The 13,399-nt window shown below is 58.5% G+C and carries 10 protein-coding genes; all 10 read left to right on the top strand.

What is annotated here, in order from left to right; translation table 11 throughout:
* The first annotated feature begins 36 nt into the window (after positions 1-36).
* Entirely contained in the window at positions 37-1,962 is a 1,926-nt protein-coding gene (locus PSV43_RS16295) for a DUF3999 family protein (RefSeq protein WP_300199587.1), read from the top strand.
* Positions 1,963-2,102: 140 nt separating this feature from the next.
* Positions 2,103-4,280, top strand: coding sequence for a thioredoxin domain-containing protein (locus PSV43_RS16290; RefSeq protein ID WP_300199585.1), 2,178 nt, complete (start codon positions 2,103-2,105; stop codon positions 4,278-4,280).
* Between the two features lie 6 nt (positions 4,281-4,286).
* Positions 4,287-5,009 (top strand): hypothetical protein, encoded by a 723-nt coding sequence (locus tag PSV43_RS16285; protein WP_300199582.1) that lies wholly within the window; start codon positions 4,287-4,289, stop codon positions 5,007-5,009.
* A 48-nt stretch (positions 5,010-5,057) separates the two neighbouring features.
* Positions 5,058-5,279 carry an addiction module protein gene (locus PSV43_RS16280; protein WP_300199580.1) on the top strand — a complete coding sequence of 74 codons (222 nt, stop codon included), beginning with the start codon at positions 5,058-5,060 and terminating at the stop codon, positions 5,277-5,279.
* Complete coding sequence (locus PSV43_RS16275; protein ID WP_300199577.1) at positions 5,276-5,587, top strand: type II toxin-antitoxin system RelE/ParE family toxin; 312 nt, start codon at positions 5,276-5,278, stop codon at positions 5,585-5,587. The genes PSV43_RS16280 and PSV43_RS16275 overlap by 4 nt, the downstream gene beginning before the upstream one ends.
* 49 nt (positions 5,588-5,636) lie before the next feature.
* Complete coding sequence (locus PSV43_RS16270) at positions 5,637-5,891, top strand: hypothetical protein (RefSeq protein ID WP_300199575.1); 255 nt, start codon at positions 5,637-5,639, stop codon at positions 5,889-5,891.
* The gene (locus PSV43_RS16265) at positions 5,888-6,340 is read left to right on the top strand and encodes a type II toxin-antitoxin system VapC family toxin (RefSeq protein ID WP_300199572.1); all 453 of its coding nucleotides are present in this window, start codon (positions 5,888-5,890) and stop codon (positions 6,338-6,340) included. The genes PSV43_RS16270 and PSV43_RS16265 overlap by 4 nt, the downstream gene beginning before the upstream one ends.
* Before the next feature lie 70 nt (positions 6,341-6,410).
* Complete coding sequence (locus tag PSV43_RS16260; RefSeq protein WP_300199569.1) at positions 6,411-12,038, top strand: excinuclease ABC subunit UvrA; 5,628 nt, start codon at positions 6,411-6,413, stop codon at positions 12,036-12,038.
* Between the two features lie 267 nt (positions 12,039-12,305).
* Positions 12,306-12,641, top strand: coding sequence for a hypothetical protein (locus PSV43_RS16255; protein WP_300199566.1), 336 nt, complete (start codon positions 12,306-12,308; stop codon positions 12,639-12,641).
* Positions 12,642-12,718: 77 nt separating this feature from the next.
* Positions 12,719-13,399: YebC/PmpR family DNA-binding transcriptional regulator (locus PSV43_RS16250; RefSeq protein WP_300199563.1), on the top strand; the 681-nt coding region annotated here is incomplete at its 3' end.

Below are 13,399 nucleotides of genomic sequence, written 5' to 3'. Positions count from 1 at the left end.
GAACGAGCTAAAGCTCTGAACTACTTTCTTCCCCACATGAAAACGCCTCTCCTGCTTCTTGCTCTTTGCCTGTCATCGGTTGCCGGGGCGGCTGATTTTGCTGCCTGGACGCATCGTCAAACGGTGCGAATCGCGCAGCCGGGTCTGACGCGCATTGAACTCGAACCGGAGCTGCTGGATGCTTCGAGTGCGAAGGGTGGTGCGGCGTTTCATGATCTGCGGGTCGTCAGTCCAGCGGGCTTGGCGATGCCGTACATCATCGCTTTGCCACGCATCCTCCGGCCTGAGATGGTGAACGCTGCCGGATTTAAGACGACGCTGAATCCGAGCGCCACCGTGCTCGAGTTTCAGCCGCCTGCGGGAAGTACGATCACGGAAGTGCTGCTGCAAACGAATGCGGCGGAGTTTATCAAATCCGCCACGCTAGAGGGTAGCAATGACGGCAGCCAGTGGCAGACACTGGCTAGCAACGAACTGATCTGCCGCCAGAATGGTACAGAGCGTCTGCGCTTCACTTTCGCTGCGGCTGCGTGGAGGCAATTGCGTGTCACCCTGGATGATGCGCGAAGCACACCTGTGGTTTTCACCGGTGCGCAGGTGCGGCGTGATCTGCCGGAATGGCGCACGCTGGCGCAGCCAGTGAGGATGCGTGAGCGCACAGAGACAGCCGGAGAGACGCATCTGAAACTCGACCTGGGCAGCGCGAACCTCTTGCTCGGCAAGGTGCGGCTGCATACGCCTGAACCTGTGTTTCAACGTGATGCTACGCTGCTGGACGCGCGTGCGACGCTCTTCCGTCTCCAGCACGAAGGCCGCAGTGGGGAGGATCTCGACATCGCGGTGCATCAACTGGCCACCACACGAGAAGTCGAACTCGTCATCCGCAATGGCGACAGCCCGCCGCTGAAGATCGAGAGCATCGAGGCCACGCGGCATCCGGTGCCCGTGGTGTTTCAAGCGGATGCTGCGGGTGAATGGCAGCTTTACATTGGCAACGCACAGGCCACTGAGCCGCGCTACGACATCGCTGTGCTCGGTGAGAAACTGCGGGATGCCTCCGCGCAGTCCGCCACGGCCAGTGCTGTGGAGGCCAATGCGGATTTTCGCAAGACTGCCACTGCGCCGGAGGTGGGCGATGTGGGGCCGGAGATCGATATTTCTCCGTGGTCATTTCAACGGCAGGTGCAGTTCAAGGAGCCTGGGGTGATCGTAGTGGAGCTCACCCCAGAGGTTCTCGCACGCATGGCCAATGATCTGCACGATGTGCGCGTGGTGCGTGAGGGGCATCAACTCTCGTTTCTCGCCAACAAACCAGGCTCGCAGCGTGAAGTCGAAGTGGACATTGTGGAGGTGGCTGATCCCAAGGCACCCATGTGGTCCAAATGGGATGTGAAGATGCCGTTTGCCAATTTTCCAGCGAGCGAGTTGCTGCTGGACTCTCCCACGCCCCTGTTCGCACGCACGCTCACCGTCAGTGAGCAGCTGGAGACGGAGAAGGGGCATTTCGAACGCATTTTGAGCAACGCCAACTGGCAGCGCCAGCCCGGCCAGCCGGTGAGCACCTTTCATCTGTCGCTTTACACCGCCCCGCGCACCGCCTTGATGCGCCTTGCAACTGACAATGGCGACAATCCGCGGCTGCAAATCACCTCCGCCCGCGTGCTGTATCCCGTGGTCCGGCTGCTCTTTCGTGTGCCCGACGCCACGCCCGTGCAGATTTGCTACGGCAACCGGCATGCGCCCTACACGCGCTACGATCTCCAGTTTGTGCGCAAGGAATTCGAGAACGCCACCCAAGTCGTCGGGACGCTCGGGGAGGAAGAAAAGCTTCCGGGCTACGAGGCGGACCCACGCCACCCCTCCGGCAACGGCAGCCCCTGGCTGTGGGTCGCACTCGCCTTGGTGGTAGGAGCGCTGCTGTGGGTGGTGGCGAAGATGCTGCCGGGGAAAGCGGAAGGGTGAGAGAGGTCAAGAAGTCAAGGTGGTCAAGAAGGGCGCTGGCACGACTCTTGACGACCTTGACCTCTTGACGGCGCAGCATTTGACCAGTTCCCCTCTTGCAACCTGGGCCCTCATACGGACGTTATCTCATTACCCCCACCATGAGCGATACGACCGGCCAGCCCCCCAAATTTACCAACGCCCTTGCCAAAGAGCGCTCGCCCTACCTGCTGCAGCATGCGCACAATCCGGTGAACTGGCTGCCGTGGGGGGAGGAGGCGTTCAAAAAAGCGAAGGCTGAGGACAAGCCGATCTTTCTCTCCTCCGGCTACTCGACCTGTCACTGGTGCCATGTGATGGAGCGCGAGTCGTTTGAGAACGAGGAGACGGCGAAGCTCATCAATGACAACTTTGTGCCGATCAAAGTGGACCGTGAGGAGCGGCCGGATGTGGACCTGACGTACATGACGTATGTGCAGGCAGCGAGCGGTCACGGTGGCTGGCCGATGAGCGTCTTCCTCACGCCGGAGCTGAAGCCGTTTTACGGTGGCACGTATTACCCGCCTGAGAATACGCCGGGGCGCATTGGTTTCAAAAACCTGCTGAATGAGCTGCATAAGGTGTGGACGGAAGATCGCAAGGGCATTGATGAACGTGCGGCGCGCTCGGTGGAAAAGCTGCAGGACCATCTGGACAACGAAAACACTGCGCTGGACGAGATCAATCACGAGACGCTGGTGCAGAAGGCTTACGATGACCTCTCGGGCTCCTTCGACTACCATGAAGGCGGCTTTGGCAGTGCGCCGAAATTTCCGCGTCCGACGACGCTGAACATGCTGATGCGGGTGCACCGCATCCTCGCGGAGCGGAAGGGCAACGACCGTGAATCTGAGAGCAACTGGGCGATGGAGATGACGGTGAAAACCCTGCGTGGCATGGCGAACGGCGGCATGCGTGACCACATCGGCGGCGGCTTCCATCGCTACAGTGTGGATGGCTACTGGCACATCCCGCATTACGAAAAGATGCTGTACGATCAGGCGCAGTTGCTCACCGCCTACACTGAGGCGTGGCAGCTCACGCAGAATGTGTTTTTTGAAAACATCGTGCGCAGCACCGTGGCCTATGTGAAGCGCGATCTGCGGCAGAAAGACGGCGGCTTTTTCTCCGCCGAAGATGCCGACAGCCTTGCCAGCGCTGATGCCGCACACAAAACCGAAGGTGCTTTCTACGTCTGGACAGCCGCCGAGATCGACGACCTGCTCGGCAAGGAAAACGGCAGCATTTTTCGTTATGCTTACGGCGCACGTCGCGATGGCAACGCACGCCCGGAAAGCGATCCGCAAGGCGAGCTCAAGGGGCTGAATACTCTCTACCGCGCGATCTCCTTCAAGAAGACCGCCGAGTACTTCAAGAAGTCGCCAGAAGAAGTCAAAGGTATCATCGACCAAGGCACTGCCACTCTTTTTGAAGCGCGTGCCAAACGCACGCGCCCGCACCTTGATGACAAAGTTATCGCTGCGTGGAACGGACTCATGATCGCCGGCCTCGCCCGTGCGGGGGCTGCGTCTGGGGATGTTGAGATGATTGCACTGGCTGCTGGTGCGGCGCAGTTTCTGCATGACCAGCTATGCACCACGCCGGGCAAAGAGTTGCACCGCTCCTGGCGCGAAGGCCAGCGCGGCCCCAAGGCTTTTGCCATCGACTACGCCTGCCTCATTCACGGACTGCTTGATCTTTATCAGGCTTCGTTTGAGGTGAAATGGTTGCAATGGGCCACCGCCCTGCAAAGCGAGATGGACACGCTCTTTCTCGACACGAAAAACGGCGGCTACTACAGCGTGCATACAGACATGCCGAACAGCGTCCTGCGCATCAAGGAAGACTATGACGGTGCGGAGCCTTCACCGAATTCTCTCGCGGCGCTCAATCTCGTGCGCCTCAGCGCGTTGCTGGCCAAAGATGCGTGGAAGAAGCAGGCGGAGAAAATTTTCGCGCTGTTTGGCTCGACGCTGCAGAGCAGCCCGTCCTCGGTGCCGGTGATGGCGATTGCGTTTGATATGCATCATCGCGGCAAGCAGCAGATCGTGCTGGCGGGTGATGCTGGCAGCGAGGCGTTCAAGGCGCTTGCTGGCTATCTGCGTCGGCGGTTTCTGCCTACGGCTGTGATTCTGCATGCCGATGGTGGTGTTGGGCAGGAGTGGCTCGCCACCTATAATGAAGCGCTTGGTGGAATGAAGACCGTGAATGGGCAGCCAGCAGCGTATGTTTGCCAGAACTTCACGTGCCAGTCACCGGTGACGACGGTGGAGGGGTTGGAGAGGGTGCTGGGGAAATAGCCTGAAATGAACAAGCCCTATTTGTTGCTCCTTGGGTTGAGCGTAATCACCGGCTGCCATTCGCCAGATTTCCAAAAGGAATCCGCTTGGAACCGCAATTATGAAGCTGAACAAGTTCGTATTGAGAAAGAGGTATCTGAATTGCGGGAGCGCGATAAAAATGCGAAAACAATTTTTTTGGAGCGCTATGGCCGCTATCAGTGCACGCAAGAGGATGTCCCAAAAATGGAAGAATCCAAAGGGCCAGGTCACCGTTTTAAATCGATGCAATTGGGCGATCATTTGACTTTGAAGCTACGGCTCGGAAAAGCCATTTACTCCAATGGAAGTCCTTATGGACCGACGCGCACTGAATCTCGTTATCAGCTTTATTGGGATAACAAATTAGCCGCTGAAGCTGAGAGCCTCTTTTCTGCCGCAAACGAAGGCTCCGCTGAGAACCGTATTTTTTTCAATCCAGAGAGTCAAACGGTCGTGGTCTTTGATGATCTCTGCTGGAGTACTGAACGATTTTTAGTCTTCGAAAAGTTCATCAAGCCCGGCAAAGCCCCCGAATGGACAACTAAGTATTTCGGGGTGCCAGATACACCGAGCGCTGAGCCTTTTCCAGACATGGGCCAGATTTTGGGTGTTGGAAACGGATGTATTTATATGGAAATTAATGGTCAGCCATACGCCTTCCCGTTCGATGACTTCTTAGTGACAAAACTGGAGTTTACCGTTGGCTAAGCCCAAATCGCCCCTTGAGCCCGCCAATACTTCCCGTATTATACAACTATGGTCATTGAGCAACATCCCTCACTTCATTCGCTGAGTGTTGAAGACAAGCTCCAGCTCTCCGAAGAGCTGTGCTTGGATGCGCTGCTTGATGCACAGCGGAACCCAGCATTGAGAGAGCAGGTGCAGCAGCGTCTTCAGGAATACCGCGATGATCCTGACAGCGGAATCTTGTGGGACGATCTCAAAGGAAAGATCCTTTCCCGGCAGAAAGTCGCATGAGTGGAATCATCTGGACTGCGGGAGCCGGGCGCGAGCTTCAGGAAGTCTATGAGCAACTCGAAGACACCCGCGAAAATAACGGTGTCCGTCTGATCGAGGAAGTGCAGCGCATGCTGGAGCTGCTTTCGGCGCAGCCTCAGATGGGCGGCTACTTTGAGAAGCCCACGCGGAAGCTTCTCATCGCGCAACGTTATGGCCTTATTTACTCGCCGGAAGCCCGAGGTGTGGTGGTGCTCTCGTTTGTGGACATGCGGCGTGATTTGCAGCCACTGCGCCAGCGCATTCGAGATTGGTTTCGGCAGGTGTGACAAACCTCGCACTGGACAGTGTGACAAAACTTTGTGATACTTTGGCATCATGAAAACCGCTACCATTCGCGACCTGCGTTATGACTTCGCCAAGCTCGAAGGGTGGCTGCGTTCAGGGGAGGAGATTCAGATCACCAAGCATAACAAGCCGGTGGCGACGCTGGTCAAGGCGAAGCCGGTGAAGAACGCTGCTCCACAGTCACTGCCAGATTTTAAAGCGCGCAGGAAACGCATTTGGGGTGATCGCGTATTCAGCGCACAGGAAGTTGAAGAAATGCGGGCTTTTGAAACGGGTGAACCATGAACGATTACCCAGACACCAGTTTTCTATGCGCCGTTTACCGCGAGCAGGACAATTCGCCCGTGGCGGATGCCTATCGTGACCAGATGACGGCACCGCTTTGTGTCTCGACTTTGCTGGTGTTCGAGTTCCGTCAGGCCATTCGACTGCAAGTTTGGCTGAACGGACAGGATAAAAAGAAGGGGTACAGCCAGAGGGAGGCGGATCAAATGCTCACAGACTGGGAGTCTGACATCGCGGCTGGTCATGTGGCCATTGTCCCGACTGATGCCGATGCTGTGCTGCGCATGGCGGAGCACCTGTCCGACACACACACGGCGCTCACCGGCAATCGCACGCTCGACATTCTCCATATATCCACGGCGAAGCACCTTTCGGCGAAGAATTTCCTCTCGTTTGATGCGAGGCAGAAGAAGCTGGCGAAGGCTGCCGGGTTGAAGACGCCGCTTTAATTCTGCGTTGGCGTGAATCTGATGAGCGCCCGTTTGCCAATGGGGGGCGTATCATTACTCTCGCGCCTCCATGTCTCGTACTGCCAAAAAATCTGCCGCCCGGAAGTCTCTGAACGATGTCATTCGCATTCGCGGGGCGAGGCAGAACAATTTGAAGGGGGTGGATCTGGATCTGCCGCTGGGGAAGCTGAATGTGATCACGGGGCCGAGCGGGTCGGGGAAGTCGTCGCTGGCGTTTGATACGATCTATGCGGAAGGGCAGCGGCGCTATGTGGAGACGTTCTCCCCGTACACGCGGCAGTTCTTTGAGCGGATGGACAAGCCGAAGGTGGATTCCATTGAGGGCATCCCGCCGGCGATTGCCATCGAGCAGGTGAACAACATGCGCAGCACGCGCTCGACGGTGGGGACGATCACGGAGATCAATGACTACCTGAAGATGCTGTTCCCACGCCTGGCGGAGGCGACGTGTCCTTCTTGCCACAGGCCGGTGCGGCCGGAGTCGCCGGAGAGTATTCTCAATGAGCTGCTGAACGCGCATGCGGGCAAGCAGGCGCTGATTTTGTTTCCTGTGGCGGTGCCGAAGGATGCGGTGACGGCGGACTTTGCGGCGTTTCTGCAAGCGCAGGGCTTTCTGCGCGTGTGGCTGTATGGGAATGTGGTGCGTCTGGATGAGGCGGATGCGCTCAAGGGCCGCAAGCTGCCTGCGCAGGTGATGGTGGTGCAGGACCGCGTGGTGCTAGAGGCCAAGCAGCGGTCGCGTGTGAGCGAGGCGCTGGAGGCGGCGCTGCGCTATGGCAAAGGCAAGATGGCGGCGAGCATTGATGATGAGACGCTGCATTTTTCGACCGACTGGAGCTGTGCGGACTGCGGCATCAATCTGCCGGCACCGACGCCGGGCTTGTTCAGTTTTAACAGTCCGATTGGGGCTTGTCCGACGTGTCGGGGCTTTGGCCGCACGCTGGGGCTGGACATGGGCAAGGCGATTCCGGATGAGTCGCTGAGCATCAATCAGGGGCTGGTGCGGCCGTTTCAAGGGAGCACCTATGGCGAGTCGCAGGTCGATCTGGAGAAGGCGGCACGGAAGCGTGGGGTGGACATTCACAAGCCGTTTGAGGATTACTCCAAGGAAGATCGCAAGTGGCTGATCGAAGGCACGCGGGAGGATCCTGAGGACGCTTATAACCGTGGCGAATGGTATGGGGTGCGGGGCTTTTTCAAATGGCAGGAGTCGCGCAGCTACAAGATGCATGTGCGCGTGTTCCTAAGCCGCTACCGTGCCTACACGGAGTGCGGTGACTGCCACGGCGGGCGCTTGAAAAAGGAGGCTTACAATTATCGCATTGGTGAGCACACCATTGCGGATCTGTCACGGCTGCCTGTGAGTGATCTGCATCCGCTGGTGCAGTCGTGGCCGATCAAGGAGAGTGATCATGTGGCGACGATGTTGCGGGGGGAGATCGCAAGCCGCATCAGCTACATGGATCGTGCGGGGCTGGGCTATCTAAATCTGGACCGGCAAACGCGCACGCTGAGTGGTGGCGAGCTGCAGCGCGTGAATCTCACGACGTGCCTGGGTGCCTCGCTGGTGAACACGCTGTTCGTGCTGGATGAGCCGAGCATCGGCCTGCATCCGCGTGATATTGGCCGTCTCATTGGGGTGATGGAAGGGCTGCGCGACAAGGGCAACACGCTGCTGGTGGTGGAGCATGAGGAGGCGGTGATGCGCAGCGCGGACAACTTGATCGACATCGGCCCGGGCCGTGGAGAGAAGGGTGGAGAACTGGTGTTCAGCGGACCGCTCAGCAAGCTGGGGGAGAAGGTGAAGTCGCTGACGGGAGATTATTTATTTGGTAGGAAGAGCGTGCCCATTCCGGCGCAGCGGCGCTCGATCACTCGTGGCAGCGCGGTGGGAGACGCAGGTTCTCCGGTGCCTGCGAAGGCCTCGCGCTCAGCTAAAAGCAAAACAGTCACGCGCGATTCGGCACGCTTTCTTGGCATCCATGGTGCGCGGCAGAACAACCTCAAGAAGCTGGATGTGGACATTCCACTCGGCGTGTTCTGCTGCATCACCGGCGTGAGTGGCTCAGGGAAATCCACGTTGATTCATGATGTGCTGTACCGGAACCTGCAGCGGCTGCGCGGTGAGGTGTGTGAGGAAGAGCCGGGGCGCGTGAGCAAGATCACGGGCTGGGAGCAATTGCATGACGTGGTGATGGTGGATCAGTCGCCACTGGCACGCACGCCGCGCTCAACGCCGGCGGTGTTTCTGGGAGCGTTTGATCACATCCGTACACTGTTCAGCGAGACGGACGATGCGAGGGCGCAGGGCATCATGCCGGGGTTCTTCAGCTTCAATTCCGGCGAGGGGCGCTGCGAACGCTGCGCGGGCAATGGCTTTGAGAAGATCGAGATGCAGTTCCTCAGCGATCTGTATGTGACCTGCCCTGAGTGTGAGGGGAAGCGCTACCAGCCGCATGCTCTGAAGATTTTGCTGCATGACAAAAGCATTCATGATGTGCTCGGCTTGACGGCGGAGGATGCTGTGGCTTGGTTTGCCAGTCCGTTGTTTGAGTCGTCGAAAAAGGCGAAGCAAATTGTCGCTCAGCTGCATCTTTTGAATGAGGCGGGACTTGGCTACTTGAAGCTGGGGCAGCCGCTGAACACGCTTTCGGGTGGTGAGGCGCAGCGCCTGAAACTGATCGGGCACCTGATTGAAAACCCGGCGGGTGCCGCAGCAGGCAGCCTGCTGCTTCTGGATGAACCGACGACGGGCCTGCACTTTGATGACATCGCGTTGCTGGTGAAGCTGCTGCAGCGTCTCGTTGAAGAAGGGCACAGTCTGCTGGTCATTGAGCACAATCTGGAGGTGATCAAATGCGCTGACTGGGTGATTGATCTTGGGCCGGAAGGTGGAGAGGCAGGCGGTGGTTTGGTGATTGCCGGGACGCCGGAAGAGGTGGCGGAGTGTGCGGCTTCGCATACAGGCCGTTATCTCCATGAACTGCTTTCGGGGGCGAAGGGACATGGTGCCAGCCGTGTGGCTGAGACGCCTGGGAGAGACCTCACGCTGCCGCCTGAAAGCAGCAACACGATCAGCATTCGCGGAGCGCGTGAGCACAATCTCAAAAACATCTCGGTGGAGATTCCGCGGGATGAGTTCGTGGTGGTGACGGGGCTGAGCGGGTCGGGCAAATCGTCGCTGGCGTTTGATTTGGTCTTTGCCGAAGGGCAGCGACGCTTTCTGGACAGCATGTCGGTGTATGCGCGGACGTTTGTGGAGCAGATGGAGAAGCCTGAGGTGGATCTCATTACGGGCGTGCCGCCGACGGTGGCCATTGAGCAGCGCATCTCGCGCGGCGGTGGCAAATCAACCGTGGCGACGGTGACGGAGGTGTATCATTTCTTTCGCCTGCTGTATGCGAAGCTGGGCACGCAGTACTGCCCGCATTGCGATGTGCCGGTGAAGAAGCAGAGCGTGCAGGCCATTCTGAAAACGGTGCAGCAGCATCTGCGCAGCGGTGGCGGGCATCTGCTGGCACCGCTGATCAAGGCGCGCAAGGGTTTCCACAGCGAGGTGGCGGAGCATGCGAGCAAGCACGGCATCGAGACACTGCTGGTCGATGGCGAGTTTCGCGACACGATGGGCTTCCAGCGACTGGAACGCTTCAAGGAGCACACGATTGATGCGGTGATCGGCCGTGTGACGAAAAGCGATGATGCCGAGAAACTGCGACCGCTGATCGAGACTGCGCTGAAGATGGGCAAGGGGACGATCAAGCTGCGGCTGAATGACAAGACGATGCACGTGCTGAGCACGGAGATGAGCTGCCCCTCGTGCGGACTGTCGTTTGAAGAGCTGGACCCCCGTTTGTTCAGCTTCAACAGCCCGCATGGCTGGTGCAAGGACTGCCGTGGCTTTGGCCTGAAAGGTCACAAAAGCGATCTGAGCGACCGGCAGCCGGATGTGTCAGTGCTGGAGGCTGAGCTGGAAGAGGAGCGGCGTTTTGCAAGTGCGGATGAGGAGGGAGAGAAGCCGCGTGAGGTGTGCCCGAGCTGCCAGGGCAGCCGCATCAATGAGATCGGCCGTGCGGTGCAACTGCAGGGGACGAAGATTCAGCAGTTCGCGGGATTGACGGCGGGAGATGCGGGCAAGCTGCTGGCGAAGTTTAAGTTCGAAGGCACAGAAGCCATCATCGCGCTCGACATCGTCAAAGAGATCGCCCAGCGCTTGAAGTTCATGCAGGAGGTGGGACTCGGCTATCTTCAGCTCAATCGCAGTGCGGACACGCTGAGCGGTGGCGAGGCGCAGCGGATTCGGTTGTCGGCGCAGCTTGGCAGCAATCTGCGCGGGGTGTTGTATGTGCTGGATGAGCCGACCATTGGACTGCATCCGCGCGACAACGAGAAGCTGCTCGACACGCTGATGGCGCTGCGGGACAAGGGCAACTCGCTGCTGGTGGTGGAGCATGATGATGAGACGATGAAGCGTGCGGACACGATCCTCGATCTCGGGCCGGGCGCGGGCAAATTTGGCGGCCAGATCGTAGCGCAGGGCACGATGGCGCAGATCATGAAGAACAAGAACAGCGTCACGGGTGCGAGCCTGCGCACGCCGATGAAACATCCGGTGCGTGGTTCACGTCGGGAACTGCCAGCGCTGAAAGCCAAGGAAGGCTGGCTGCGCGTGACAGGCGCGACGGCGAACAATTTGAAGAACATCGATGTATCCATCCCGCTGGGTCGGCTGACGGTGCTGACGGGCGTGAGCGGCAGCGGCAAGAGCTCGTTTATGCATGGCGCACTTTCGCCAGCGGTGCGCGAGAAGATCAGCAAGTCGAAGATCAAGGTAGTGAAGGCATGGAAGACGATCAGTGGCTTCGAAAATTTGCAGACGGTGCATGAGGTGGATCAATCACCGATTGGCAAGACCAGCCGCTCGTGTCCGGCGACGTATGTGGGCATTTTGGATGACATCCGTGCGCTGTTTGCGCAGGTGCCGCTGGCGCGGACGCGCGGCTACACGGCGAGCCGTTTCTCCTTCAACACCGAAGGCGGCCGCTGCGAGACCTGCGGCGGCAATGGGGAGATCAAGGTGGAGATGGCCTTTCTGCCGACCACCCGCGTGCATTGCGAGGCCTGCAACGGCCTGCGCTTCAATGGGTCCACGCTGGAGATCGAATACAACGGCAAACACATTGGCGATGTGCTGCGCATGAGCATCACTGAGGCGGCGGAATTTTTCGCGCCGGTGCAGAAGATCGCGCGTCCGCTCAAGCTGCTGGCGGACACTGGCCTAGGTTACTTGCAGCTTGGTCAGCCGAGCCCCACGCTGAGTGGTGGCGAGGCGCAGCGCATCAAGCTGGTGACTGAGTTGCGCAGTGGCGATGGCCGCACGAACAAGGAGCGGCTGAAAGGCATCACCGTGGCTGGGAAGCGCAATTTGTATCTCATTGAGGAGCCGACCATCGGGCTGCACATTCAGGACGTGGCGCGTTTGATCGATGTGCTGCACCGACTGGTGGATGAAGGGCATACGGTGGTCGTCATTGAGCATCACCCGGATGTTTATGCGGAAGCGGATTTCCTCATCGATATTGGGCCCGAGGCCGGTCCAGAAGGTGGTAAGCTGGTGGCAGCGGGTACGCCGGAGCAGGTGAAGAAGTGCAAGGAGAGCCGGACGGCGCGGTTTTTGTGATGGATAGCGGAAGATGAACCCAAGAAAGAGTTCTCATGCTCCGTCGGCTTTCGCATGGGCTCTCACCGACCAACCTCCCGCCGCATACCGGACTGGCAAATCGGGTGCATTGACAGCAAATGGAGGTGGATTGTTCCATGGGGAGTTTTTGGCTTGGTCGGAGTGGTCTTGGCTCTCCTAGTGTCCTCCCCTTGGATTTACGAATCCATTGAGCGTAACATTTTCTATGAGTTCAGATTGAGGCTCGCAGACCATTCCACCGACACTATGACCGCCACAACGGTGGTCCGCATTACATCCGACCTCAAAATTCAAATGGGGGAAGTGATGCTAGACTTCTCTCCCCCTGAAGTACGAACTGAGCATCCATGGGAGCTGTATGAACTGCAAAGGAAACAGAAACTGCAACGGATGCATGATATCCGAGCTGCGGTTCAACGAGAGATCAAGAATATTCCAAGAACGCAGACCATCGCACTTCGTGTCAATTCACATGTGCAGTTGGAGACGATCGCCATCGTCTGGACAAGCATACAGGCCGTTTCAAAGGCGACTTTGTATTTGGATGTGATCAGCACGGGCAAGGCAGAGCCGATTAGGTAGCTCGGATGTTGGTGCTCCTTGCATTCCCACCGCTCCCACCTTTGATTGTGGTCTAACTTTGAACTGAAAGACACATCATGGGCGCACAATGGAAACAGAAATGGCGGGAAATGGCCGCAGACCAGAAGGGGAAGATCACGGGGAAGCTGGTGCGTGAAATCCAGGTGGCGGCGAAGCTGGGCGGGCCCCATCCGGAATACAATGCCCGACTGGCGGCAGCGGTGGCGATTGCGAAGAAACAAAGCGTGACGCGGGACACGATCGAACGCGCGATCTCGAAGGGTTCGGGCACCGGGCCGGATGCGGTGCAGTTTGAAACGACGACGTATGAGGGCTTCACGCCGCACCGGGTGCCGGTGATCGTGGAGTGCCTGACGGACAACAACAACCGCACGTCTTCGGACATTAAGGTGCTGTTCCGTGCGGGCACCATGAGCAAGGTGATGTGGATGTTTGACCATGTGGGCTTGGTCGAGGCACATCACGCGGACAAGACGCTGGACATCGAGGAGGCGGCGCTGGAGGCCGAAGCGGAGAACGTTGAGGCGATGGAAGTCGAGGACGAAGAGGCGGCGGGCCACGTTGGCGCACGTTTTTTCACGCAGCTAACCACGCTGGATGCAGTGACGAAGGCGCTAAAAGCGGCTGGCTGGCAGGTGACGACTTCGGAAATGAGCTATGTGCCGAAGGAATACCCAGAGCTGAGCGATGAGCAGCGCGATGAAATGTTCCAGACCCACTACGCGCTGCAGATCATG

It is taken from the genome of Prosthecobacter sp. (assembly GCF_029946185.1).
Taxonomy (GTDB): Bacteria; Verrucomicrobiota; Verrucomicrobiia; order Verrucomicrobiales; family Verrucomicrobiaceae; genus Prosthecobacter.
Note: the sequence above shows the minus strand (reverse complement) of the source record. Positions and strands in the feature narration are given on the sequence as shown.

What these genes read in the sequence shown, in the direction of transcription:
- PSV43_RS16280 (WP_300199580.1), top strand. Translation starts at nt 5,058, where the DNA reads ATGGTCATTGAGCAACATCCCTCACTTCATTCGCTGAGTGTTGAAGAC.
- PSV43_RS16275 (WP_300199577.1), top strand. Translation starts at nt 5,276, where the DNA reads ATGAGTGGAATCATCTGGACTGCGGGAGCCGGGCGCGAGCTTCAGGAA.
- PSV43_RS16285 (WP_300199582.1), top strand. Translation starts at nt 4,287, where the DNA reads ATGAACAAGCCCTATTTGTTGCTCCTTGGGTTGAGCGTAATCACCGGC.
- PSV43_RS16265 (WP_300199572.1), top strand. Translation starts at nt 5,888, where the DNA reads ATGAACGATTACCCAGACACCAGTTTTCTATGCGCCGTTTACCGCGAG.
- PSV43_RS16255 (WP_300199566.1), top strand. Translation starts at nt 12,306, where the DNA reads ATGACCGCCACAACGGTGGTCCGCATTACATCCGACCTCAAAATTCAA.
- PSV43_RS16295 (WP_300199587.1), top strand. Translation starts at nt 37, where the DNA reads ATGAAAACGCCTCTCCTGCTTCTTGCTCTTTGCCTGTCATCGGTTGCC.
- PSV43_RS16260 (WP_300199569.1), top strand. Translation starts at nt 6,411, where the DNA reads ATGTCTCGTACTGCCAAAAAATCTGCCGCCCGGAAGTCTCTGAACGAT.
- PSV43_RS16270 (WP_300199575.1), top strand. Translation starts at nt 5,637, where the DNA reads ATGAAAACCGCTACCATTCGCGACCTGCGTTATGACTTCGCCAAGCTC.
- PSV43_RS16290 (WP_300199585.1), top strand. Translation starts at nt 2,103, where the DNA reads ATGAGCGATACGACCGGCCAGCCCCCCAAATTTACCAACGCCCTTGCC.